Raw genomic sequence first — 22,582 nt, forward strand, 5'->3', positions numbered from 1 at the left:
GGTCAGAGTGCGGCGATCGCCTCGGCGAGCGGGCGGATGTCGTCGGCGCGCTGGTCCCATGACACGACCAGCCGCGCCTCACCCGGGCCCCAGTCGTAGAAGTCGAAGCCTTTGGCGCGCAACGACGCGGCCTCGTCGGCGGTGACGCGCAGGAACACCTCGTTGCCGTCGGCGGGGTGGATCAGCCGCTCGCCCGCGGCCGCGGCGATCAGTTGCGCGCCGTCGTTGCTCGCGTGCGCGCAGTCGAGCCAGAGGTCGTTGTCTAGCATCGCCAGGATCTGCGCGGCGAGATAGCGCCCTTTCGACAAGAGCAGCCCGGCGCGCTTGCGGCGGAACACGGTCGCGTCGGCGAGTTCAGGGCGGAAGAAGACCAAAGCCTCGGCGTTCATCCCACCATTCTTCACGAAGCCGAACGATAGCACGTCGACCCCGCCGCGCCACGTCAGGTCGGCCGGGCTCGCGCCGGTCGCGACGACGGCGTTGGCGAAGCGCGCACCGTCCATGTGGAAGTGCAAGCCCCGCGCGCGCGCCACCGCGCCGATCGCGGCGACCTCGTCGGCGGTGTAGGCGCGGCCATACTCGGTTTGGTTGGTGATCGAGATCGCGCTCGGCACCTGTTGGTGGATGTCGTAGCGCTGGACGTTGAGCACCGCTTCCAGCGTCTCGGGTGTCACCTTGGCGCCGTCGCCGTCGGCGAGCAGTAGCTTTGCTCCATGGGTGTAGAATTCGGGTGCGCCGCACTCGTCGTTCTGGATGTGCGCGTCGCGGTGGCAGACGACCGAGCCGTGCGGTGGGCAGATCGCGGCGAGCGCGAGGCAATTGGCCGCGGTGCCGCTCGGCACCCAAAAGGCGCGGACATCGGTCTCGAACAGGTGCGACAGGCGGCCGTCGAGCTGCTTCGACCAGCGGTCGCCGTCGTACGCGGTGTCGAGCGTATCCACCTCGCTGAGCGCTCGCATCACGGCGGGATGGACGGGGGCGGCATTGTCGGAGAAGAAGCGCATGTTCAGTGCCTTGGGTCGCGCGGGCTCGCTCGTCAACGGGTGACGTGAACCCGTCAGCCGTGCGTCGCGATCGCGAACAGGCCGGCGACGCCCAGCGCGTAGAGGACGAGCACCGCGAGCGAGTCGGCGCCCACGCGCCAGAACAGCCGGCGCGGGCGAAAGATCAGCCCGGCGGCGTAGACGCAGGTCAGGAGGATGCCGAGGCCGGCGAGGTAGATGTCGCTCGCCTGCGCTTGCGGCAGCACCGCCTCACCCGAGACCACCACCGCGAGCAGGAAGAGGACGGGAAGGAAGGCGTTGCCGCCGAAAATGTCGCTGATCGCGAGCTGGTAGTCCTTCATTCTGACCGAGGTGATGCCGGTCGACAATTCGGGCAGCGAGGTGGCGGCGGCGAGCACGGTCGCGCCGAACAGCACGCCCGACAGGCCGATCTGGTCGGCGATCGCGTCGCCGCTGCGCTCCAGCAGCACGCCCGCGACCAGCGTGGCGAGCGCTGCCGCGCCGAAGACCCAGAAGACGCGGTTGGTGTGCGCGGCACCGGCGTCCTTCTTGCCTTGCGAGTGGCCCTTGGGTTCCTCCTGCGTGTCGGGCGCGTCGCCGGCGCTGTCGTGCCACGGCAGACCGCGGCTGGCGCGGCTCGACAGCCAGATGCCGACCAGCCACAAGGCTGCGATGGCGAGTGCGCCAGGGGTCAGGCGGAACGCGATCAGGTCGCCGGGCAATTGCGTCGCCATGATCGCGACGATCAGCACGGCGACGACCAGCACCGCCTCGACCACCAGGCTGAGACTGGCGGCGCGGTAGGTGAGCGCGACACGCTCCTTCATCGCCATGTCCATGAAGACGAGCACGACGGTCTGGATCGCGATCCCGCCCAGGATGTTGCCGACCGCGACGCCAATATTGCCGCTGGCCGCCGCGCTGACGGTGATCGCGATCTCGGGCAGGTTGGTCGCGACCGCGAGCACGACGATCCCGCCAAGCGCCTTGCCGAGGTGGAGCCGCGACGCGAGCACGTCGGTCGTGTCCGCGAGCTTGACGCCCGCGACCCAGATGATGCCGGCCGATCCGGCGAAGATCAGCAGCAGGAGGGGAAGCGAGAGCTGCGCGAACATCGGTGATCCTTCAACGGCCGCGTTTGCGCGGTGAAGGGGAGGTAACGTGCGGCGGTCGGCTTCGGGTTCGTGGCGGGTGCGGGTGCGGGCTGGTTGAGCAACGTCGGAGTGGAGGGTGGCCGCGAGTTCCGGTGGTGCGCCCTTGATCGCAGAGAATAGCGGGAGCCTGGGTCAAGCGCGGGATGACGGAGGGGCGGGTAGGTCCGACGCACGCGCCCACGCTTTACTCTCGTCACCCCGGCCTTGAGCCGGGGTCCCGCTTCTTGGGGCGGTAATCAGCACATGATGCTGTGCAACGGGAGCCAGGCGCCTTCGCGTTCGTGCCGCGCTCCGATCGGAGGCCCCGAGGGCAGCGAGACCCCGGATCAAGTCCGGGGTGACGGGGTGTAGTATGGCGAACGGCGGTGATGACGGCTCGGAACGGGGTGCGTTGCTGTCGCTGGACCTACTCCCAGGCCAGTCCGACGAGACCCGCCCCCACGTCCCTATTCCTCGCCGCCGTCCTCGTCCTCGTCGGGGGCGCGGCGGTCCTCGCGTGGCGGTGAGGCGGGCGGGCCGCGGTCACGTGGGCCGACGATCAGCGAGCCGTCGGGCGACTGGCGGATGTCGACGCCGAGGTCGCGCAGGCGGTCGGCGGTCTGGTCGACCGCGCCGCCGATCAGGTCGCCGACCGGATCGCCGTTGCCGATCGCGGCCTCGGGATCGATCGCGTTTTCCTCGACCACGACGGGCTTCACGACCGGCTGGATGTTGAGCGCTGACTGCATGAAGTTGCGCCAGATCTGCGCGGGGATGCCGCCGCCGTGGAGGCCGGGGTTGGGTGAATTGTCGTCGTTGCCGACCCACACGCCGACCACCAGATCGCCCGCAAAGCCGATGAACCACGCGTCGCGCCCCGATTGCGAGGTGCCGGTCTTGCCGTAGCCCGGCACCGACAGCGCCGCCTGTCGCCCGGTGCCGCGGATCGAGGAGGACAAGAGCGATAGCATCGCCGCGCGCTGGTCCTCGGGCATCTTCTTCTGCCCGCCGGTGAGCTGTTCAAACCAGCCCTTGTTGCCCGCGGTCTCGCGCAGCCCGTGCGGCTCGACCGGGTAACGCCCGTCGGCGATCCCGGCATAAGCCGCGGTCAACTCCAGCAGTGACACCTCCGAGGTGCCGAGGCCAATGGTTGCCTCGTTCGCAATCGGGGTGGAGATGCCGAGGTCGCGCGCGGCCTTGATGACCTGGCGAACGCCGACCTGCTGCGTGAGGCGCGCCGCGGCGACGTTGGACGAGCGCGCGAAGGCGCGCGCGAGCGTGATTTCGCCGAGATAGCGGCCGTCGTCGTTCTTGGGCTTCCACCCGGCGATCTCGACCGGCTCGTCCTCGACCGTGGAGGCGGGCGTCATGCCGGCGCGGATTGCCGCCAGATAGACAAACAGCTTGAAGGTCGAACCCGGCTGGCGCTTGGCCTGCGTTGCGCGGTTGAACGGCGATTCGGAATAGCTCTTGCCGCCGACCATCGCGACGACCTCGCCGTTCGGGCGCATCGCGACCAGCGCGGCCTGCGCCTTCTTCAACCCCGCCTGGCGGATCACGCGCTCGGCAGTTGATTGCAGCTTGCGGTCGAGCGTCGTCTTGACCTTGGTCTCGTCACGGATCTCGCCGGCCTGGTCGCGCGCGCTCGGCAGCACCCAGTCGGCGAAATAGGTGCCGGTCGGCACGGCCTGCGCCGATTTGGCGAGCACGCGCTGCGGCTGCACGGCTTGTGCCTCGCGGTGGGTGAGGAAGCCCGCATCCTCCATCGCGCCGATCACCACCGCCTGCCGCTTGCGTGCGCCGGCGAGGTTGCCGGTCGGAGCGAGGCGGGACGGCGCCTTGACGAGGCCGGCGAGCATCGCTGCCTGCCCGACGTTCAGGTTCTGCGGGCGGCGCCCGAAATAATGCTGCGAGGCGGCGGTCAGGCCGTAGACGTTGTCGCCGAAATAGACGTTCGACAGGTAGCGCGACAGAATCTCGTTCTTCGACAGCCACGCCTCGAGCCAGAAGGCGATCGCGACCTCGCGGATCTTGCGCGCGGCCGTGCGGTCGGAATCGAGGAAGGCGTTCTTCGCGAGCTGCTGCGTAATCGTCGAGCCGCCCTCGCGCACGCCGCCACCGCGCATGTTGTGCCACGCCGCGCGCGCGATCCCGCGCGGGTCGATCCCCCAATGCGAGAAGAAGCGCCGGTCCTCGATCGCGACGAACGCTTCGCGCACGTGCGGCGGCAGCGTGGAGGCGTCTACGGCCGGGCCGATGATCGCGCCACGCCGCGCGATCGGCTGGCCGCTCGCGTCGGTCAGCGTGATCGACGGCGGAGTGGGCGGCTTGAGCGACTGCGACAAGGGTGCGGTGACCGCGAGCCAGATCACCGCCAGGATGAACAGCACGATGCCGGCCGCGGTGCCGCGCACCAGCCATTTGCCCCAGGCGATGCGACGGCGGCGGCGTGGCGGCTCGTCACCGCCGCCCTCGCCGCCCGCCCGGCCGAAGCCCTGCGACTCCTCGTCCTGCCACGCGTCGAACGACGGCAGCGGTTGCGCAGGGGGCGGGGCGGGGCGCCAGGGATCGCGGGGCGCGGCGGCCGGTGTGTGATTGTACCGGACGCGGCCTGAGTCGTATGGGTCCATGTCTTGTGCGGTGACTTACAGCGATATGACAGTGGCCGCAAGCAGCGGCGCGAGTGGGACGTGATAGCGTGAAGTGGATAACAGCGAAAGCAAGCCAACGGGCGCGGCGATGAGCGCGAACGCGATACCGATTCTGGTCGATGCCGATGCGTGCCCGGTGAAGGAGGAGATCTACCGCGTCGCCTATCGCACCGGCGCGGGCGTGGTGGTGGTCAGCAACCAGTGGCTGCGCGTGCCGCAGCATCCGCAGGTGCGCCGCGTGGTGGTGGGCGACGGGTTCGACGCCGCCGACGATTGGATCGCCGAGGCCGCCGACCGGCTGAGCGTGGTGGTGACGAGCGACATCCTGCTCGCCGACCGCTGTTTGAAGAAGGGTGCGAGCGTGCTTGCCCCGACAGGCAAGCCGTTCACCAGTGCGTCGATCGGCGGCGCGATCGCAACGCGCGCGATCATGGCCGATCTTCGCGCGGGCGGCGACCAGATGGGCGGGCCGGCGCCGTTCGCGGCGGCGGATCGCTCGCGCTTCCTGGGTGCGCTCGACGCGCTGCTGGTGAAGCTCGCGCGCGCGGCGCGTTGAGGCGGGCGCGCCTTTCGCGCTACACGGCGGTGATGTCCGCACCTGACCCGACGATCCGCCCGCGCCGCAGCGCGCTCTATTTGCCGGCGTCGAACGCGCGTGCGTTGGAGAAGGCGCGCAGCCTGGCGTGCGACGTGGTGATCCTTGACCTGGAGGACGCGGTCGCGCCCGAGCAGAAGGCGAGCGCGCGGGACGCGGCGGTCGCGGCGGTGCAGGGCGGCGGGTTCGGACACCGCGAGCTGGTGGTGCGCGCCAATGCGCTCGACACCGAATGGGGCGCGGACGATCTCGCCGCGCTGGCGGCGGCGGGGCCCGACGCATTGCTGCTGCCCAAGGTCTCGGACGTGGACACGCTGCGCGCGGCGCGGCGCGCGCTGGGCAACGGCATCCCGCTGTGGGCGATGGTCGAGACCGCGCGCGGCGTCGTCAACCTGACCGATATCGTCGATGCCGCGGGTGAGGTGGGGCTGGCGGCGCTGGTGGTCGGCACCAACGACCTTGCCAAGGAACTGCGCTGCCGACCCGGCGCGACGCGTGCGCCGTTGCTGCCGATCCTCAGCCAAGTAGTGGTCGCCGCGCGGATGGCGGGGCTGGTCGCGCTCGACGGCGTCATCAACGTACTGGATGACGAGGCCGCGATCGAGGCGGAGTGCGCGCAGGGGCTCGAATGGGGGTTCGACGGCAAGACGCTGATCCACCCGGCGCAGATCGCGCCGGCCAATCGCGTGTTCACGCCCACGGCCGAGGAAGTCGCCTGGGCCGAGACGATCGTCACGGCGTTCGACGTGCCCGAGCATGCCGCGCGCGGTGCGATCCGCGTTGAGGGCAAGATGGTCGAGCGGCTCCATCTGGAGGAAGCGCGGCGCACCATCGCGATCGCGGCGGCGGTTCAGGCGCGGCAGTAACCCTCGCCCGACTTGACCGTCAGGCAGTTCCGCTTGCCCGCGAGCCACTTGAGCCCGGTGGCGTCGCCATCGCTCGGGCGCAGCAGCAGCGTCTCGCCATTACGGGTGAAGCGCAGGCCCTCGGGCACCACGCTCGCGGGATAGGTGCCCTTGTGGTCGAGATCGTATTGCATTTCGAGTGACGCGGTCTTTGGGCCGGTCGGCGTGACGTTCAGATAGGTGCCCTCGACTCCGATCCAGCGTCCGGCGTAAGCGCGAGCAGCGGCGGCGGTGGACGAGGTCGGCGTCGGTGTCGCGACCGGCGCGGCGATGTTGTCCGCGGCGGGCTCGGTCGCGCCCGCGCTGGTCATGCTGTTGGCTGTGGTCGACGGCGGCGCGCCGTTGCAGGCGGCGAGCGACAGGGCGATGGCGAGGGCGAGCGGCGCACTTTGCTTCATGATCGTTCCAAACACGGGTCCGTGTGCAAGCGTTCCGGGTAGCGCTCGCGCGCGCGTCGGGCTATGGGGCGGCGCATTCCGATCATCTCGACCACGAAGGCGTCCAACTCCTTTGCGCATCGTCATCGCATCCGATCACGCGGCCGTTTCGATGAAGGCCGATCTCGTCCAATGGCTGAGCGAGCAGGGGCAGGAATTGCTCGATCTCGGCACCCACGGCGATGGCAGCGTCGATTATCCCGATTACGGCTACGCGCTGGCCGAGGCGCTGGCGGACGGGCGCGCCGAGCGCGGCATCGCTTTGTGCGGGTCGGGGATCGGCATCATGATCGCGGCCAACCGCAACCCGGCGGTGCGCTGTGCGCTCGTCGCCGAGCCGCTGTCGGCTGCCCTCGCGCGCAGCCACAATGACGCCAACGCGATCGCGATGGGCGCGCGGTTGATCGGCCCCGAGATGGCGCGCGCCTGCGTGTCCGCGTTCCTGTCCACCGATTTCCTCGGCGGCCGCCACTGCGCGCGCGTCGACAAGCTGAAGGACCCCGCATGAGCAGCAATCCCGTAGTCGCCAACGATGTCCAGCCGGCCTATGAGCGTGACGGCGGCTTCTTCACCCGCGGCCTGGCCGATACCGACGCGGCGGTGTTCGCCGGCATCGAGCACGAGCTGACGCGCGAGCAGACGCAGATCGAGCTGATCGCGAGCGAGAACATCGTCAGCCGCGCGGTGCTGGAGGCGCAGGGCTCGGTCTTCACCAATAAGTACGCCGAAGGGTATCCGGGCAAGCGTTATTACCAGGGCTGCGCGCCGTCGGACGAGGTAGAGGTGCTCGCCATCGAGCGCGCGAAGCAGTTGTTCGGCTGCGGTTACGCCAACGTCCAGCCGCACTCGGGCGCGCAGGCGAACGGTGCGGTGATGCTCGCGCTCGCCAAGCCCGGCGACACGATCATGGGGCTGAGCCTGGATGCGGGCGGGCATCTGACGCACGGCGCGCGCGCGGCGATGAGCGGCAAGTGGTTCAACGCGGTGCAGTACGGCGTGTCGGCCGACACGCATCTGATCGACTATGACCAGGTCGAAGCGCTGGCGATTGAGCACAAGCCCCGCATCCTGATCACCGGCGGCTCGGCCTATCCGCGCCACATCGACTTCGCGCGCTTCCGTGCGATCGCGGACAAGGTCGGCGCGACCTTCATGGTCGACATGGCGCATTTCGCGGGGCTCGTCGCGGGCGGCGTCCACCCGACGCCGTTCGGTCACGCGCACGTCGTCACCACCACCACGCACAAGACGCTGCGTGGGCCCCGCGGCGGCATGGTGATGACCGATGACGAGGCAATCGCGAAGAAGATCAACTCGGCGGTGTTCCCCGGATTGCAGGGCGGGCCGCTGATGCACGTCGTCGCCGCCAAGGCGGTCGCATTCGGCGAGGCGCTGCGCCCCGACTTTAAGGCGTACGCAGCCGCCGTGGTCGAGAATGCGAAGGTGCTAGCGGCCACGATGAAAGAGCGCGGTGCCGACCTCGTCTCCGGCGGGACCGACACGCATCTGGCGCTGGTCGACCTGACCCCGCTGGGTGTCACGGGTCGCGACGCCGACGAGGCGCTGGAGCGCGCGGGCATCACCTGCAACAAGAACGGCATCCCGAACGATCCGCTGCCCCCGGTTAAGACCAGCGGTATTCGCGTCGGCTCGCCCGCCGGCACCACGCGCGGCTTCGGCCCCGCCGAGTTCCGCGAGATCGGCCACATGGTCGCCGACGTGCTCGACGGCTTGGCAAAGAAGGGTGAGCACGGGGACCCGCAAGTCGAGGCGGACGTTCGTGGTCGGGTGCGCGACCTGTGCGCACGCTTCCCGATCTACGAAGGGTGATGTCTGTGTCGAAGATTGACGAAATCCAGGGTGAAATCAAAGCCACGCCGGGCCTGGGCAAGAAGATGGCGAAGTATAGTGCGGTGGGCGCGATCATCGCGATCCCGATCCCCGTCGTCGGCCCGGTGTTCGGCGCGCTCGCCGGTGCCGCGGTCGCTTATGCCAAGCGCAAGGGCTAAGATTGCGCTGTCCGTTCTGCGGCCATGAGGCCAGCCAGGTAAAGGACAGTCGCCCCACCGACGACGGCGCCGCGATCCGGCGCCGTCGCCAGTGCGAGGGCTGTGCGGCGCGCTTCACGACGTTTGAGCGGATCCAGTTGCGCGACCTGGTGGTGGTCAAGAGCGAGCACCGCCGCGAACCGTTCGACCGCGAGAAGCTGCTCCGCTCGGTCTCGATTGCCGCGCGCAAGCGGCCGATCGACGCGCTCGCCATCGAGAAATTGGTGAGCGGCATCCAGCGCCGGCTGGAGACGACCGGCGATGCCGAGGTCACCTCCAAGCAGATCGGCGAGATGGTGATGGACGGGCTGAAAGGCCTGGATTCGGTCGCCTATATCCGCTTCGCCAGCGTGTACCGTGACTTCAGCGAAGCACGCGATTTCGAGGAATTCGCCGGCTCCGTCGAGGAGGCGGCGCGCGGATGAGCGACGTGACCGCCCCCATCTCCCCCGCACTCAACCCAGAATTCTACCCGGCACCTGCCATTGCGGTGCCGCCGCCCGCGATCGTGCTGGTGCGCCCGCAATTGGGCGAGAACATCGGCAAGGCGGCGCGCGCGATGCTCAATTTCGGGCTGACCGATCTGCGGCTCGTGTCCCCGCGCGATGGCTGGCCCAATCCTGCCGCCGGCCCCGCCGCATCGGGCGCGGACGTGGTGCTGGAGCGCGCGCGAGTGTTCGACACGGTGGCGGATGCGGTCGCCGATAGAGCGCACGTTTACGCGACCACGGTGCGCAAGCGCGGCGTGACCAAGCCGGTGGTGACGCCCGAGGTCGCCGCGCGCGCCATCCACGCCGAGGCGGGTGGCTCGGCGATCCTGTTCGGCCCCGAACGCTCGGGGCTGGAAACCGACGACGTGGCGCTCGCGCGCACCATTATCACCGTGCCGATCAACGCCGAGTTCGGCAGCCTCAATCTGGCCCAAGCGGTGATCCTGGTGGCCTATGAATGGTCGAAGCACGTCGCGCTCGCCAGCCCGCCCGAGGTGGCGATCGAGCCGCCCGCGCCGCAAAACGAGCTGGAAGGCATGATCGGACAGCTCGATGCGATGCTGGAGGCGGCGAATTTCTTCTTTCCGCCCGACCGCGTGCCGACCTCCAAGCGGACGATCCGCACCATGCTGACCAAGCCGGCGTGGTCGAGCCAGGAGGTGCGCACGATGCGCGGCGTGCTGTCGGCGCTGGCCGGAAGAAAGGCGCACCGCTGAGCGCGTCGGGGCGTCGGGGCGGGTAAGCAGGCGCACCGCCGAGCGCGCGGCTCAGTGCGGCCGATTTCCGCCTGCGAACCGCAGCGTGACGGCGAGGCCGGGTGCGCGATTGTGCAAGGCGAGCCCGGCGCCCAGCCGCTGCGCGGCCGAGCGGACGATCGCCAACCCCAGACCGCTGCCTTCCTGCCCGACGCTGCTCGACAGCCGCAGGAAACGCTCGCCCGCTTGCGCCAGTTCGCGCTCGCTCAGGCCCGGTCCGTCGTCGATCACCGACAGCGTCGTATCCGCGTCCGCCCGGGCGATCGCCACCACCACGCTGCCACCGCGCGCATTGTAGCGGATCGCATTGTCGACCAGGTTGGACAGCATCTCGAACACCAGGGTGCGGTGGCTGGCGATGACCGTTGCGCCCTCCGGCGCGTCGAGCGTCAGTTCCACCCCGGCGGCGATCGCCTGCGCGATGCGGCGGTTGATGACCACAACGGCGAGCGCGCGCAGGTCGACGGGTTCGAGCGGCGGCGACGTGCCCGCTTCCTCCGCGCGGGCGAGCGCGAGCAATTGCGCAACCAGATGTTCGAGCCGGTCGGCGGCATCGGCGATCTCGGGCAAGGCATGCCGGTCGCCGCGCTGCGCGAGCGCGACCTGCACCTTCAGTACCGACAAGGGCGTGCGCATCTGGTGCGAGGCGTCGGCGGTGAAGCGGCGCATCCCTGCGGTCGCATCGTCGAGCCGCGCGAGCAGATTGTTGAACGCATCGGCCAGCGGGCGAAGCTCGGCGGGCAGCGGCCCAGTGTCGAGCGGCGACAGATCGGGCGTCGCACGCGTGTCGCGCGCCGCCACCGCGCCGCGCAACCGCGCCAGCGGGCGCAGGCTCCACGCCAGCGCCGGACGGATCAGCAGCATCGCCACCGCGACCAGCAACGCTTCGCCGATCACCAGCGCGGCGATCAATCGGTTACGCAGCGCCGTGCGCGTGTCGAGCGTTTCCGCCACCTGCACGATCACCGGCGCGGCGATCCGCGGCAGGTCGCGCCGCACCTCGGCGATCCGCACGTCCTGGTCGCGGTACCGCGCGTAGCGAAAGCGCGGGCGGTCGAGCAGCAGCTCGGCAATGCGCGGCGCGGGCAGGTCGGCGTAGCCGGTCAGCAGGCGGTCGCCGACCGCGACGCGGTAATAGACATTGTCGCGCTCGCTGTTCTCCAGCATCCCGAACGCGGCGGCGGGCAGGTCGAGCGTCACCTCGCCGCGCTCCACCGCGACCGTTTCCGCGATCGCGCCCAAGGCGCCGCCGAGCACGCGGTCGTTGTTGCGCCTGACCACGTCGGCGATCAGCGCCGCGCCGGCGAGCCCCAGCAGCACCGCGATGCCGATGAGCGGCCCCACCATCGCGGCGAGCAACCGCGTGCGCAGCGCCAGCGCCGTGGCGCGGGGTTCAGCGCGCATGGGCAAGCGAAGGGCGATGCGTAGGCCGGCGCTCGCCGGGCGCGTCGCAATGCGGGTAAGCGGTGCGCACGCGTGCCTCAGCCGGCATCGAGCAGGTAACCGACGCCGCGCACCGTGCGGATATTGGGGCCGTCGGGCAGCAATTTGCCGCGCAGCCGCGTGATGTTGACCTCGATCGCATTGGGGCCGACCGGCTCGTCGAAGCCGAACACCTCGGCCTGCAAGGTTTCGCGCGTGACGATCTGCCCCGCGCGCGTCGCCAGCGCGTCGAGCACCGCCCATTCGCGCCGGCGCAGGTCGAGCGGGCGCGCGCCCACGCGCGCTTCCGCGCTGGAACGGTTGAGGACGAGTGCGCCGACGCTCAGTTCGGGCGTCGGATCGCCGCCGCGCCGCCGACCGAGCGCACGGATCCGCGCCTCGAACTCCTCGGGCGCGAACGGTTTGCGCAGGTAATCGTCCGCACCCAGGTCGAGCCCGCGCACGCGGTCGTCGAGCGCGTCGCGCGCGGTCAGCATCAGCACCGGCACGCGCTCGCCGCGCCGGCGGAGCGCCTGGAGCACCGCGAACCCGTCTTGCCCGGGCAAACCGACGTCGAGCACGACGAGCGCGTAGGGCTCGCCCTGCGTGACCATCAACGCGTCCTCGCCGCTGGACACGTGATCCACCGCATGCCCCGCGCCGCGCAGCAGTGCCACCAGGCTGCGCGCCAGCGCGGCGTCGTCCTCGACGATCAGGATGCGCATCGCGGGGCGTGAAAGGTTGCTGACAGGTTACGGGCGTAGCGCATGGTGGCGAGCTTACCCGAACGCAGAGGCGGGAAGCGAGAGGAGCTTTGGAATGCGTTTTCTCTTCTTTCTGCTGTTGTTCGCCGCCGCGCTGCCGGCGCGGGCGCAGCGTCCCGCCAATTACCCGCGTTCCTACGACGCGTTGATCGCCGACGCGCGGGCGGAAGCCGCCGTGCGCATCTACGGCAATGCCGATGCCGCGGCGATGGCGCCGGTCGTGGCCGCGTTTCGCCGCCGTTATCCCGGCGTCGCGGTCCGGTATTTCGATCTCGAATCACGCGAGGTGTTTCGCCGCGTGCTGCTCGACCGTCGCGCCCGCCGCGCCGGTGCCGACCTCGTCTGGTCGTCGGCGATGGACCTGCAGGCCAAATTGATCAACGACGGGTACGCGCAAAGCTACCAGAGCCCGGAAAAGCCCGCGCTGCCCCCGGCGGCGGTGTGGAAGAACATGGGCTACGGCGTCACCGCCGAGCCGGTCGCGATCGTGTACAACAAGCGGCTGGTGCCGCGCGCCGCGGTGCCGCGCACGCACGAGGCGCTGGAAGCGTTTATCCGTTCCAGCAAGGCGCGCGTTGCGACCTACGATCCGGCCCGGTCCAACGTCGGCTACCTGTATCTGGCGGAGGATTACGCGATCACCCGCGACACCCGCTCGCTGATCGGCGCGATCGCGGCGACGCGCCCGCTGCTCGCCGCCACCACCAGCCCGATGCTCGACGCGGTGGCGGACGGGCGCGCGGCGATCGGGTATAATGTCGTCGGCCCCTACGCGCTGACGCGGGCGAAGCGCGATCCCCGGATCGGCGTCGCGTTCCTGCGCGATTACACGATCTTCGCCTCGCGCATCGCCTTTATCGCGCGCGATGCGGCGCACCCGGCGGCGGCGCGGCTGTTTCTCGACTTCCTGCTGTCGCGCACCGGGCAGACACTGCTCGCGCGCGAGTGGCTGCTGCCGATCCGCCGCGACGTGCCCGCGCCGCACATGGCGCCCGAGCGGATGCGCGCGATCCGCGTCGGCCCGCAATTGCTCGTCAACCTCGACACCATCAAGCGCCGTCGCTTCCTGTCCGACTGGGACGCGATGCTCACGCAAGGAGCTTCTCAGTGAACCCGTATCGAAGCGGCTGCGCATTGCTCGCGCTCATCGCCGCGACCCCCGCGCTTGCCCAAACGCCCACGCCCCCGCCCACGTCCGCGCCCACATCAGCCGACCTGGCGGCGCTGGTCCGCGCGCAGGCGGCGGAGATCGCGACGCTGAAGGCGCGGCTCGACCGGCTGGAGGCGAACGGCGCCCCCGCGCTTGCGCAGGTCGCGCCCGATGCGACCGCACCCGCGGCCACGACGCCTGCCGCGACCACACCGCCGGTGCAGGTCGCGCAAGGGACGGTGACGCGCGGTCGCCCCAATGTCACCTCGCCCTACGCGCCGCAGCTGGTGCCGCCCGGTCCCGCGGAGCGCGACGTGGCACGCGCGCGCGAGGCGAACTCGGCCGGCGTGACGACCGAATGGGGATCGGGCCTGCCGGTGTTCCACTCCGCCGATGGCATCTACACCTTCAAGCCGCGCGGGCGCATCCTGGCCGACGTCAGCTCGACGTTCGGATCGCGCAGCGACACGCGCAACATCACCACGACGGGCATGCGCGCGCTGCGCCTGGGTGTTGAGGGCGGCGTCGGTGCGCACTTCTTTTACCAGTTCGAGACCGACTTCTCGGAAAACGAGGTCGACATCGTCACCGCGTTCATCGGCTGGCGCAACCGCATCGCGCCCGGGCTCGACTATGACGTGCGCGCCGGCCACCTGTTCAACGATCGCGCGTTCGAGGGCTCGACCGGGTCGGACTCGACGCCGTTCATGGAACGCAGCACCGTGTCGACCGCGATCATCCCGCAGCGCGGTTTCTACGGTATTGGCATCATGCCGCGCTTGTTCTGGAAAACCGGCCACGCTTCGCTGACCGTCACGGGCGACCGCGTCGACGGCAACCAGGCGGTCAGCGACAGCCGCACGATCCTGGCGCGCGCGCACTGGAATCCGATCAAGAGCGAGACCGGCGTGCTCCACCTGGGATTGTGGGGCTTCGATGAGTCGCTGTCATCGGCCGCGACGACGCTGACGCGCAACACGGTGATCGGCGGGCGCTTCAACGGCGCGCTGCGCGTCTCCACCGGACCGCTGCTGGGCGGCACCGGCACCACCGGCTACGGCGCCGAACTGGGCGGTTATGCCGGCCCCGTCTGGGTGATGGGCGAGGCCGGGCGGCGCAACGCGCGGCTCGACGGCGGTCGCCCCGATTTCGTCAGCAAGGCGTGGAGCCTGTCGGGCGGCTGGTTCGTCACCGGCGATCTGCCGCCGTACAACCCGCGGCTCGGCAGCTTCGGCCAGCCGCGCGTGCTCGATCCGATCTTCGAGGGTGGGTTGGGCGCGATCGAGCTGACCGCGCGCTACGAGGATCTCGACTACACCGACCTCGTCACCGGCGGGCGCGGCTGGGCGGCGACGGTCGGCGCCAATTGGTACCTGAACAGCTTCACCCGCATCCAGGTGAACGCGATCCACTGGAACACCGACAACCGCGTCGGCGCGGTCACCGGCGCGGACAACGGCCAGACCGTCAGCACGCGCGTCGCCGTCACCTTCTGATCCATCGGGAGCCTCACCCATGAACCTCGCCTTGTTCGGCTTCCTGATGGTCGCCACCTTCATGACGCTGATCATGACCAAGCGGATGACCCCGCTGGTCGCGTTGATCGTCGTCCCCACCGCCTTTGCGCTGATCGCCGGCTTTGCCGCAGGTCTCGGCGACATGATGATCGACGGGATCAAGAACCTCGCGCCGACCGGGGTCATGCTGTTGTTCGCGATCCTGTTCTTTTCCACCATGACCGACACCGGGCTGTTCGATCCGCTGGTCAACCGATTGCTGCGCATCGTTCACGGCGATCCGCTCAAGATCCTGATCGGCACGGTCGCCTTGTGCGCGATGGTCAGCCTGGATGGTGACGGGTCGACCACGTACATCATCACCATCGCCGCGCTGCTGCCGCTGTACAAGCGCTACGACATGAATCGGCTGTATCTGTGCTGCCTGTTGATGACGACCAGCGGCATCATGAACCTGACGCCGTGGGGCGGCCCGACCGCGCGCGCGGCGAGTGCGCTGAAGCTCGATCCCGCGACGCTGTTCCTGCCGCTGATCCCCGGCATGATCGCCGGGCTCGCCTTCCTGGTGGGCCTCGCGATCTGGTTCGGCCGCAAGGAGCGCGCGCGGATCGGGCACGTGCAGGCGAACGAGCCCGCGACCTTCACCGGCATGGCAGTGTCGCAATTCCCCGAAGCACGCCGGCCGCACCTTCGCTGGTTCAACGCCGCGCTGACGATCGCGCTGCTCGCGGGCCTCGTCTCGGGCATCCTGCCACTGTCGGTGCTGATGATGCTCGCTTTCGCGGTCGCGATGATCGTCAATTATCCGCAGGTCGCCGAGCAGAAGGAGCGGATCGCCGCACACGCGGGCAACGTGCTGTCGGTCGTGTCGCTGATCTTCGCCGCGGGCATCTTCACCGGCATCTTGTCAGGCACCGGCATGGTGGAGGCGATGAGCAAGGAAGTGGTCGGCATCATTCCGCCAGCACTCGGGCCGTACATGGCGCCGATCGCCGCCGCCTTGAGCCTGCCGTTCACCTTCTTCATCTCCAACGACGCCTTTTATTTCGGGATGCTGCCGATCCTGGCCGAGGCGGGGGCGCACTACGGGGTCGAGCCGATGGCGATTGCGCGTGCGTCGTTGATGGGTCAGCCGGTCCACCTGCTCAGCCCGCTGGTGCCGTCGACCTACCTGCTGGTCAGTCTCGCGGGGATCGACCTGGCCGATCACCAGCGCTTCACGCTCGTGCCCGCGATCCTGGTGTGCGTGGTGATGACGATCGTGAGCATGCTGGTGCTCGCCTTCCCGCTGGTGGGCTGAGGCGATGAACGAGCTGTGGCAGCACGTCGTCGTCGACTTCGCGAATATCGGCACGCCCGCCGCGCTCGCGGCTTTCGGCCAGGTGGTGGTGATCGACGTGCTGCTGGCGGCGGACAATGCGATCGTCGTCGGCGCGCTCGCCGCCGGGCTGCCGCCCGCGATGCGGCGACGCGTGATCCTGATCGGGGTCGCGGCGGCATTGTTGCTGCGCGTCGTGTTCGCGCTGCTCGTCACGCAATTGCTGCAAGTGACCGGGCTGGTGTTCGCCGGCGGCTTGCTGCTCGTCTGGGTCGCGTGGAAGATGTGGCGCGAGCTGCGCGCCGATGCGGGCGAGAGCGGGGAGCCGCTCGCCGCCGCCGCGCCGCGCCGGTTCTGGTCCGCGGCCGGGGCGGTCGCGGTCGCCGACGTGTCGATGAGCCTCGACAACGTGCTGGCGGTGGCGGGCGCGGCGCGCGACCATCCCGGCATCCTCGCGGTCGGGCTGATCCTGTCGGTCGCGCTGATGGGCCTCGCCGCCAATCTGCTCGCGCGCGTGATCGAGCGTTACCGGTGGCTCGCCTATGTCGGCCTGCTGGTGATCCTGTTCGTCGCCGGGCGGATGATCTGGGAAGGATTGTCCGATCCGGCGCGTGGCGTGCTGGCCGCGCTGGCGTGATCACCCGCCGTCCCGACGGCGACGCCGCGCGCGTCGTGCTGCGGTTTCTCGCCGCATTGCTGGTCGGGGCGGCGGGCGGCGCATCGTTTCACGCGGTCGGTGCGCCGCTGCCTTGGGTGCTCGGCTCGATGGCCGCCACCGCGGTCGCCAGCATCGCGCATTGGCCGATCGCCGCGGGTGCTGCGACCCGGCGTCCGATGGCGGCGGTGATCGGCGTGGTGCTGGGCAGTTCTTTCCACCCCGGCCTGTGGAGCCTGGCGCGCGACTGGTGGCTGCCGCTCGCGCTGCTGCCGGTGTTTCTCCTTACCGCCGGCCTGTTGTGCGTCGCCTGGTTCCGCCACGTCGCGAAGTTCGATCCCGCCACCGCTTATTTCGCCGGCATGCCCGGCGGGATCGCGGAAATGGTGCTGATGGGCGGTGAGCGCGGCGCGGACGAGCGCACGATCGGGCTGATCCACGGCGCGCGCATCTTTCTGGTGGTGTTCGCGCTGCCATTCGTGATCCGCCACGTTCGCACACCCGCGGCGGCGGTCGCGCTGCCGGTGACGGCGGCGGATGCCTGGCCCAGCCTCGCGCTGCTGCTGTGGGGCGGGGGCAGCGTGATCGCGGGGCTGGTGATCGGTCGCGCGTTGCGGCTGCCTGCCTGGCACCTGATGGGTCCACTCGCGGTCAGCGCGGCCCTGCACGCGAGCGGGGTGACCGACTTTCGCGTGCCCGCCTGGCTGCTCGCCGCGGCGCAGGTCGGGTTGGGCGCGACGATCGGCTGCCGTTTCGCCGGGCTGGAGTTGCGCGCGTTCCTGCGCATCCTGCTGCTCGCCGCCGGATCGACGCTGATCCTGCTCGCGCTCACCTTTGCCTTTGCCGCCGGGATCGCGCGGGCGACCGGGCTCGACCCCGCGCTGCTGGCGCTCGCTTACTCGCCGGGCGGGTTGGCGGAGATGAGCATGGTCGCGCTCAGCCTGTTGCTCGAACCCGGCGTCGTCATCGTCCACCATCTCGCACGCGTCGTCCTGGTGCTGGTCGCCGCGCCGCTGCTGTTTCGCACCAAAGAGGAAACACGATCATGAACCGCCGAACGGAGCCGTTGGTGCTGTTGCCCGCAATGGGCTGCGACGGGCAATTGTGGGCGCGGCAGGTCGTCGACCTGGGCGACATCGCGCATCCCGAACTGGGCGACCTGACGGTCGACGACACGCTGGAGGCGATGGCGGCGCGCGTGCTTGCCCATGCGCCGCCGCGCATCGCGGTCGCGGGCGTCAGCCTGGGCGGCTATGTCGCCTTGGAGATGATCCGCCAGGCGCCCGAGCGTGTCACGCGCGTCGCGCTGTTCGCGACCCGCGCGTCGATGCAGGTGCGCCCGCGCACGGTCGGCGAACAGGGTATGCTGGCGACCGCGCCGCATGCCGACCCGATGCTGAGCGGACTCGTCAGCGGTCCGGTGCAGGCGATGGCCGAGCGCGTCGGCGCGCACGTGTTCGAGCGGCAGCAGCGCGCATTGCTCGCCCGCCCCGACATCACGCCTGCGATTGACGCGGTGCGCGTGCCGACGCTGGTGGCGGTCGGCGACCGCGACCGCATCTGCTTGCCCGACGACGCGCGCGCACTGGCCGAGCGTATTCCGCAGGCGCGCTTCCACGAGCTGCGCCACTGCGGTCACCTCGCACCCATCGAGCGGCCGGGCGAGGTCACCATGTTGCTGCGCGGGTGGTTGCAGGACGCGCCGGCCGGCCGGAGCACGCGCTAGCGCGCGGCGGGCAGGTCGATCGTGGCCGAGGCAGCGGGATCGTCGCGCAACGCGAGCATTGCCTGGCCTGCGTGGGGAACGTCGATCGACGCGCCGGTGAAGCCGTCGGGCACGGCCACGCCGGCGACGCTGCGCAGCAGGAACAGCCCGCTGCCGCTCAGCGTACACGTCGCCCCCGTGCAGGTGACCGCGCGCAATTGCGGCAGGCGGACGAGCGTGGCGAGGGTGCGCCAGTCGCCCGCGACCTCGCCGCGGCGCACCCGGTAGTCGAGCGTGCCGTGCGCCGCGTCGCCGAGCGCCGCGGGATCGAGCGTCGCGAGCGCCACCGCTGCGTCCTGCAACCGCAGCGGCAGGTTTACGCTGGTCGCGCCCGCCCGGACCTCGACAACATCGCCCGCAGCGAAGCTGGTGCCCGCGTCGGCGCGCAGCGAGAAGGTGACGCGCGCGTCCTGCGCCACCAACGCGTCGCCGCGCAGCCGGATCGGCACCGCGCGCGTACCCGGCTCGACCGAGCGGCTGATCAGCGTTGCGGCCGGGCGCGGGGGCGCGACCTTGACCGCGACGACCGAACTGCGTCCGTCCGCCAGCGTCGCACGCCCGGTGAGCGACTGGCCGGCTCGGAACGGCGCCGTCCCTGCGTCCGCCGGCTCCGCGTCAAGCGTCAGCCGATCGACCTTTCCGTCGCGCGTGAGCGTGCCGGGGCGGAACGTCGTGCCGCCGACGTCGAGCGCGGCGACCTGATCGAGCCGCGTTCCGCTCAACACGCCCGCGCGATCGCCCTCGTGCAGCACGAAACCGTCGATCCGGCTCGCCTCGGCATAGCCCCGCAGCGACAGCCGCTGCGGCTCGGCCATGCCGTAGCTGCGAATGCTGAGCACCAGCGGACCCGGCTTGACGTCACTCAGCGGCACCTTGAGTGCGAGCGCGTCGCCCGTCACCTCGAACGGCACCGCGCGTTCCAGCCCGCCTTGCTCCGGTTTGTCGCGTTGCAGGCGCACCTCGGCGACGCAATCGGCCGCGCCGCCGGTCAGCGTCAGCGGCGTGTCGCGTCCGACCACCAGTGTCGCGTCGCCTGCGCTCCACGCGGCGGCGATGGGCGACACGAGCCTGAACTCGGGTCCCGCGAACGCGGAGAAACCCCACGATCCGTGCAGCCGCCCGGTCATCGCCGCGTCGGGCGTCATCGCGGGCCGTTCGTCGGTCACCACGAAGCCGCCGCGGCTCGCATCGGCGGTAACGGGCAGGTCGACCGCGCCCGCCTGCGTCTCCACCCGCAGCCGCATGTCGCGCGCATAATGGGTGGAGAACACCAGCGGCGCGCCCGTCACCGGCAACAGCAATCGCGGCCGCGCCAGGCACAACGCGTCGCGCGTGCCCGCTTCCAGCGGCGGGCGGGCAGGGGGTGATACCGTCGGCAGTGCGGTGACCAGCACCGACTGCGGCTTGCGGAACGACGGCACCGTGTTGAGCAGCAGGTCGGTCGCATCGCCGTGCTGCACGTTCAGCGCGGGTATGAACTGCAATTGCGCCGACTGGAACGCCCCCAGCATCCGCGCCAGATCGCGGAACACGCCGATGTACGCGCTGTAATAACCATAGCCCGCCTGCGGTGTGGCGGCGAGTTGCAGCGCGATGTTGGCGGGCGCGCCCGACAGCGTTTGCGCGATCGAGCTGGTCTGCGCATCGGCGAGCACCGCCGCGCTCTGCCCCAGCGTCAGACAGGCGGCGCGCGGGTCCTCGCCGGGTTGCAGGCAGGTGGGGTCGAGCTTCACCGCCAGGCTGCGCGCCAAGACCGGCGAGAGCTGCGCGACCTCCTCCGCCGAGCGCTGGCGCAGCCGCGACACGAACGCCTCGAGCCGGGTACGGTCGAGCATTGCCTGATTGAGGTCCTGCGACGCGCGCACGAACGCGCCGGGGCGCTGGCGCACTGCCGACTTGATCGCGGAGAAGGCGCCGCCGGTGTCGGGTACCAGGAACACGATCGCCTGCTGCGCGCCCGCGGGCACCGCGACGTCGATTGTCGCTTCTTTCGGCTTCCAGGTGCGCGCTTCGGTCAGCCACGTCTCGGGCGGCGGGTTGGTCGCGCCGCGCAGGAAGGCGAGCACCATGCGGTAATGCGCGCCCTGATCGACGGGCAGCGCGGCGGACACGCGCAACCGGTCGCCCGCCGACAGATTGGGCACCTGCGACAGCGGCAGGGTGGCGCCCGCGTGCGTGACCGTCACGCGCAGCGACGGGCCGGTCAGGTCGAACGCATTGCCCTGCGCCGCGGCAGGTGCGGCGGTGAGCAGCGCGGCGATGGTCAGACACGAGTGGAGGAAGGAGGCCACGCCGCCGCTTTAACCCGCACGCGCCGCCGCGCAATCACATGCTGGTGACGACACCGTGTGCGGCGAATAGTTCCTCCGCCGCGTCGACACTCGTCCCGCTACCCAGCGGCATCGCGATCGCGCGCGCGTGATCCTTCAACACCACCGCCTCGAACCCCTCGCGCCTTGCATCCAGCGCCGACCAGGCGACGCAGAAATCGTAGGCCAGCCCGACGAAGACGCAGCGCGTCACCCCGCGGTCGCGCAGCGCGCCGGCGAGCCCGGTGCGCGTCGCGCGATCATTCTCGAAGAAGGCGGAGTAGCTGTCGACCGCGGGGTTGCTGCCCTTGCGCACGATCAGGTCGGCACGCGCCACCGCGTCGGCGATCGCCGGGTGGAACTCGGCGCCGGACGTCCCTTGGATGCAGTGGTCGGGCCACAGCACCTGCTCGCCATAAGGCATCGCGATCGTCTCGAACGGCTGTCTGCCCGCGTGACTGCTCGCGAACGACGAGTGGCCGGCCGGGTGCCAGTCCTGTGTCACCACGACGTGCGCGAAGTCACGCGCGAGTGCCGCGATCGGGGCCATCACCGCGTCGCCGTCCATCACCGCCAGGCTGCCGCCGGGGCAGAAGTCGAGCTGCGGATCAATGACGATCAGCGCGTCGCTCGCGGCGGTCATTTGAACCCGACCACTGCGTGCGGCACATAGGGCGCTTCCAGTCGCGCGATCTCGCTTTCGGTCAGCCCTACCTCCAGCGCGGCGATCGCGTCGTCGAGGTGCGCCGCCTTGGACGCGCCGACGATCGGCGCGGACACCTCGGGTTTGGCGAGCACCCAGGCGAGCGCCACCTGCGCGCGCGGCACGCCGCGCTCCGTCGCGATCTTCGCCACTTCCTCCACGACGCGCCGGTCGGCATCGGCGGTATGCGCGTAAAGGGTCTTGCCGAACTCGTCGGTCTGCGACCGCTCGGTAGTGTCGTCCCAGTCGCGCGTCAGCCGCCCGCGCGCCAGCGGGCTCCACGGGATCACGCCGACGCCTTCCGCCTCGCACAAGGGCAGCATTTCGCGCTCCTCCTCGCGGTAGAGCAGGTTGAGGTAGTTCTGCATGGTGGAGAACCGCGTCCAGCCGTTCGCGTCGGCGACGTGGAGCATGGTCGCGAACTGCCACGCGTACATCGACGAGGCGCCGATATAGCGCGCCTTGCCCGCCTTCACGACGTCGTGCAGCGCTTCCAGCGTTTCCTCGATTCCCACGTCATGGTCGAAGCGGTGGATCTGGTAGAGGTCGACGTAATCGGTGCCGAGGCGGCGCAAGCTCGCGTCGATCTCGGTCATGATCGCCTTGCGGCTCAGCCCTGCGCCGTTCGGACCCGGCCGCATCCGGCCGTGGACCTTGGTCGCGATCACTACCTCCTCGCGCCGCGTGAACTCCTTCAACGCGCGGCCGACGATCTCTTCCGAAGTGCCGTCGGAATACACGTTGGCTGTGTCGAAGAAGTTGATCCCCGCCTCGACCGCGCGGCGCAGGATCGGGCGGCTCGCTTCCTCGTCCAGCGTCCAGGCGTGGTTGCCGCGATCGGGCACGCCGAAGGTCATGCACCCCAGGCACAATCGCGACACGTCGAGGCCGGTCTGGCCGAGCTTGGTGTAATCCATCGTCGTCCTCGCTTGATCGTGGGTGACCCACGCCGATCGCCCG

Annotated in this window: 22 protein-coding genes; 13 read left to right on the forward strand and 9 right to left on the reverse strand. The window is 70.1% G+C overall.

The genetic code is table 11. From position 1 onward, the window contains the following. Positions 1–2 precede the first annotated feature (2 nt). The 3 genes from HRV97_RS09410 to HRV97_RS09420 form a co-directional block, all read right to left on the reverse strand. Positions 3–1,004, reverse strand: coding sequence for a threonine aldolase family protein (locus tag HRV97_RS09410; RefSeq protein ID WP_174194007.1), 1,002 nt, complete (start codon positions 1,002–1,004; stop codon positions 3–5). A 53-nt stretch (positions 1,005–1,057) separates the two neighbouring features. Then, positions 1,058–2,119: a sodium:calcium antiporter gene (locus tag HRV97_RS09415; protein WP_174194008.1), complete on the reverse strand. Its 1,062-nt coding sequence runs from the start codon at positions 2,117–2,119 to the stop codon at positions 1,058–1,060. Between the two features lie 485 nt (positions 2,120–2,604). Further along, entirely contained in the window at positions 2,605–4,767 is a 2,163-nt protein-coding gene (locus HRV97_RS09420; RefSeq protein WP_174194009.1) for a transglycosylase domain-containing protein, read from the reverse strand. A gap of 109 nt (positions 4,768–4,876) precedes the next feature. Here HRV97_RS09420 and HRV97_RS09425 point away from each other — a divergent pair, with 109 nt between their 5' ends. Next, positions 4,877–5,344: a YaiI/YqxD family protein gene (locus HRV97_RS09425; protein ID WP_174194010.1), complete on the forward strand. Its 468-nt coding sequence runs from the start codon at positions 4,877–4,879 to the stop codon at positions 5,342–5,344. A 32-nt stretch (positions 5,345–5,376) separates the two neighbouring features. Continuing rightward, positions 5,377–6,249: an HpcH/HpaI aldolase/citrate lyase family protein gene (locus HRV97_RS09430; protein WP_174194011.1), complete on the forward strand. Its 873-nt coding sequence runs from the start codon at positions 5,377–5,379 to the stop codon at positions 6,247–6,249. Here HRV97_RS09430 and HRV97_RS09435 read toward each other — a convergent pair. Then, complete coding sequence (locus HRV97_RS09435; RefSeq protein ID WP_174194012.1) at positions 6,234–6,686, reverse strand: hypothetical protein; 453 nt, start codon at positions 6,684–6,686, stop codon at positions 6,234–6,236. The genes HRV97_RS09430 and HRV97_RS09435 overlap by 16 nt on opposite strands. Before the next feature lie 112 nt (positions 6,687–6,798). On the opposite strand from HRV97_RS09435, the gene rpiB reads away from it, so the two are divergent. Genes rpiB through HRV97_RS09460 form a run of 5 tightly spaced genes read left to right on the forward strand, consistent with a single transcriptional unit; the run spans position 6,799 to position 9,980 of the window. Beyond that, positions 6,799–7,233 (forward strand): ribose 5-phosphate isomerase B, encoded by a 435-nt coding sequence (gene rpiB / locus HRV97_RS09440; protein ID WP_174194013.1) that lies wholly within the window; start codon positions 6,799–6,801, stop codon positions 7,231–7,233. After that, positions 7,230–8,555, forward strand: coding sequence for a serine hydroxymethyltransferase (gene glyA, locus HRV97_RS09445; RefSeq protein WP_174194014.1), 1,326 nt, complete (start codon positions 7,230–7,232; stop codon positions 8,553–8,555). The genes rpiB and glyA overlap by 4 nt, the downstream gene beginning before the upstream one ends. Before the next feature lie 5 nt (positions 8,556–8,560). Then, the gene (locus tag HRV97_RS09450) at positions 8,561–8,734 is read left to right on the forward strand and encodes a hypothetical protein (RefSeq protein ID WP_174194015.1); all 174 of its coding nucleotides are present in this window, start codon (positions 8,561–8,563) and stop codon (positions 8,732–8,734) included. A gap of 2 nt (positions 8,735–8,736) precedes the next feature. Continuing rightward, positions 8,737–9,198 carry a transcriptional regulator NrdR gene (gene nrdR / locus HRV97_RS09455; RefSeq protein ID WP_174194016.1) on the forward strand — a complete coding sequence of 154 codons (462 nt, stop codon included), beginning with the start codon at positions 8,737–8,739 and terminating at the stop codon, positions 9,196–9,198. Continuing rightward, positions 9,195–9,980, forward strand: coding sequence for an RNA methyltransferase (locus HRV97_RS09460; RefSeq protein ID WP_246248634.1), 786 nt, complete (start codon positions 9,195–9,197; stop codon positions 9,978–9,980). Before nrdR ends, HRV97_RS09460 begins: the two co-directional genes overlap by 4 nt. Before the next feature lie 51 nt (positions 9,981–10,031). On the opposite strand, the gene HRV97_RS09465 is transcribed toward HRV97_RS09460, so the two are convergent. Both HRV97_RS09465 and HRV97_RS09470 read right to left on the reverse strand, forming a co-directional pair. Continuing rightward, positions 10,032–11,423, reverse strand: a complete 1,392-nt coding sequence (locus HRV97_RS09465; RefSeq protein WP_174194017.1) for a sensor histidine kinase — start codon at positions 11,421–11,423, stop codon at positions 10,032–10,034. Between the two features lie 77 nt (positions 11,424–11,500). After that, complete coding sequence (locus tag HRV97_RS09470; protein ID WP_174194018.1) at positions 11,501–12,166, reverse strand: response regulator; 666 nt, start codon at positions 12,164–12,166, stop codon at positions 11,501–11,503. 94 nt (positions 12,167–12,260) lie between these two features. Here HRV97_RS09470 and HRV97_RS09475 point away from each other — a divergent pair, with 94 nt between their 5' ends. The 6 genes from HRV97_RS09475 to HRV97_RS09500 are packed head-to-tail and all read left to right on the forward strand — an operon-like array spanning position 12,261 to position 18,571. Beyond that, on the forward strand, positions 12,261–13,316 hold the full coding sequence (locus tag HRV97_RS09475; protein ID WP_174194019.1) for an ABC transporter substrate-binding protein: 1,056 nt from the start codon (positions 12,261–12,263) through the stop codon (positions 13,314–13,316). Further along, positions 13,313–14,851: an OprO/OprP family phosphate-selective porin gene (locus tag HRV97_RS09480; RefSeq protein ID WP_343044476.1), complete on the forward strand. Its 1,539-nt coding sequence runs from the start codon at positions 13,313–13,315 to the stop codon at positions 14,849–14,851. The genes HRV97_RS09475 and HRV97_RS09480 overlap by 4 nt, the downstream gene beginning before the upstream one ends. Positions 14,852–14,870: 19 nt before the next feature. After that, complete coding sequence (locus tag HRV97_RS09485) at positions 14,871–16,172, forward strand: CitMHS family transporter (RefSeq protein ID WP_174194020.1); 1,302 nt, start codon at positions 14,871–14,873, stop codon at positions 16,170–16,172. A gap of 4 nt (positions 16,173–16,176) precedes the next feature. Beyond that, entirely contained in the window at positions 16,177–16,827 is a 651-nt protein-coding gene (locus HRV97_RS09490) for a YjbE family putative metal transport protein (protein ID WP_174194021.1), read from the forward strand. Beyond that, a complete protein-coding gene (locus HRV97_RS09495; RefSeq protein ID WP_343044477.1) occupies positions 16,824–17,894 on the forward strand; it encodes an AbrB family transcriptional regulator in 1,071 nt (356 codons plus the stop codon). The genes HRV97_RS09490 and HRV97_RS09495 overlap by 4 nt, the downstream gene beginning before the upstream one ends. Further along, the gene (locus HRV97_RS09500; RefSeq protein ID WP_246248635.1) at positions 17,891–18,571 is read left to right on the forward strand and encodes an alpha/beta fold hydrolase; all 681 of its coding nucleotides are present in this window, start codon (positions 17,891–17,893) and stop codon (positions 18,569–18,571) included. Before HRV97_RS09495 ends, HRV97_RS09500 begins: the two co-directional genes overlap by 4 nt. On the opposite strand, the gene HRV97_RS09505 is transcribed toward HRV97_RS09500, so the two are convergent. The 3 genes from HRV97_RS09505 to HRV97_RS09515 are packed head-to-tail and all read right to left on the reverse strand — an operon-like array spanning position 18,568 to position 22,539. Continuing rightward, positions 18,568–20,901, reverse strand: a complete 2,334-nt coding sequence (locus HRV97_RS09505; RefSeq protein WP_343044478.1) for a hypothetical protein — start codon at positions 20,899–20,901, stop codon at positions 18,568–18,570. The genes HRV97_RS09500 and HRV97_RS09505 overlap by 4 nt on opposite strands. Before the next feature lie 34 nt (positions 20,902–20,935). Next, entirely contained in the window at positions 20,936–21,562 is a 627-nt protein-coding gene (gene pncA, locus HRV97_RS09510; RefSeq protein WP_174194022.1) for a bifunctional nicotinamidase/pyrazinamidase, read from the reverse strand. Then, positions 21,559–22,539 (reverse strand): aldo/keto reductase, encoded by a 981-nt coding sequence (locus tag HRV97_RS09515; RefSeq protein WP_174194023.1) that lies wholly within the window; start codon positions 22,537–22,539, stop codon positions 21,559–21,561. The genes pncA and HRV97_RS09515 overlap by 4 nt, the downstream gene beginning before the upstream one ends. Positions 22,540–22,582 lie beyond the last annotated feature (43 nt).

It is taken from the genome of Sphingomonas hominis, assembly GCF_013328205.1.
GTDB classification, from domain to species: domain Bacteria; phylum Pseudomonadota; class Alphaproteobacteria; order Sphingomonadales; family Sphingomonadaceae; genus Sphingomonas; species Sphingomonas hominis.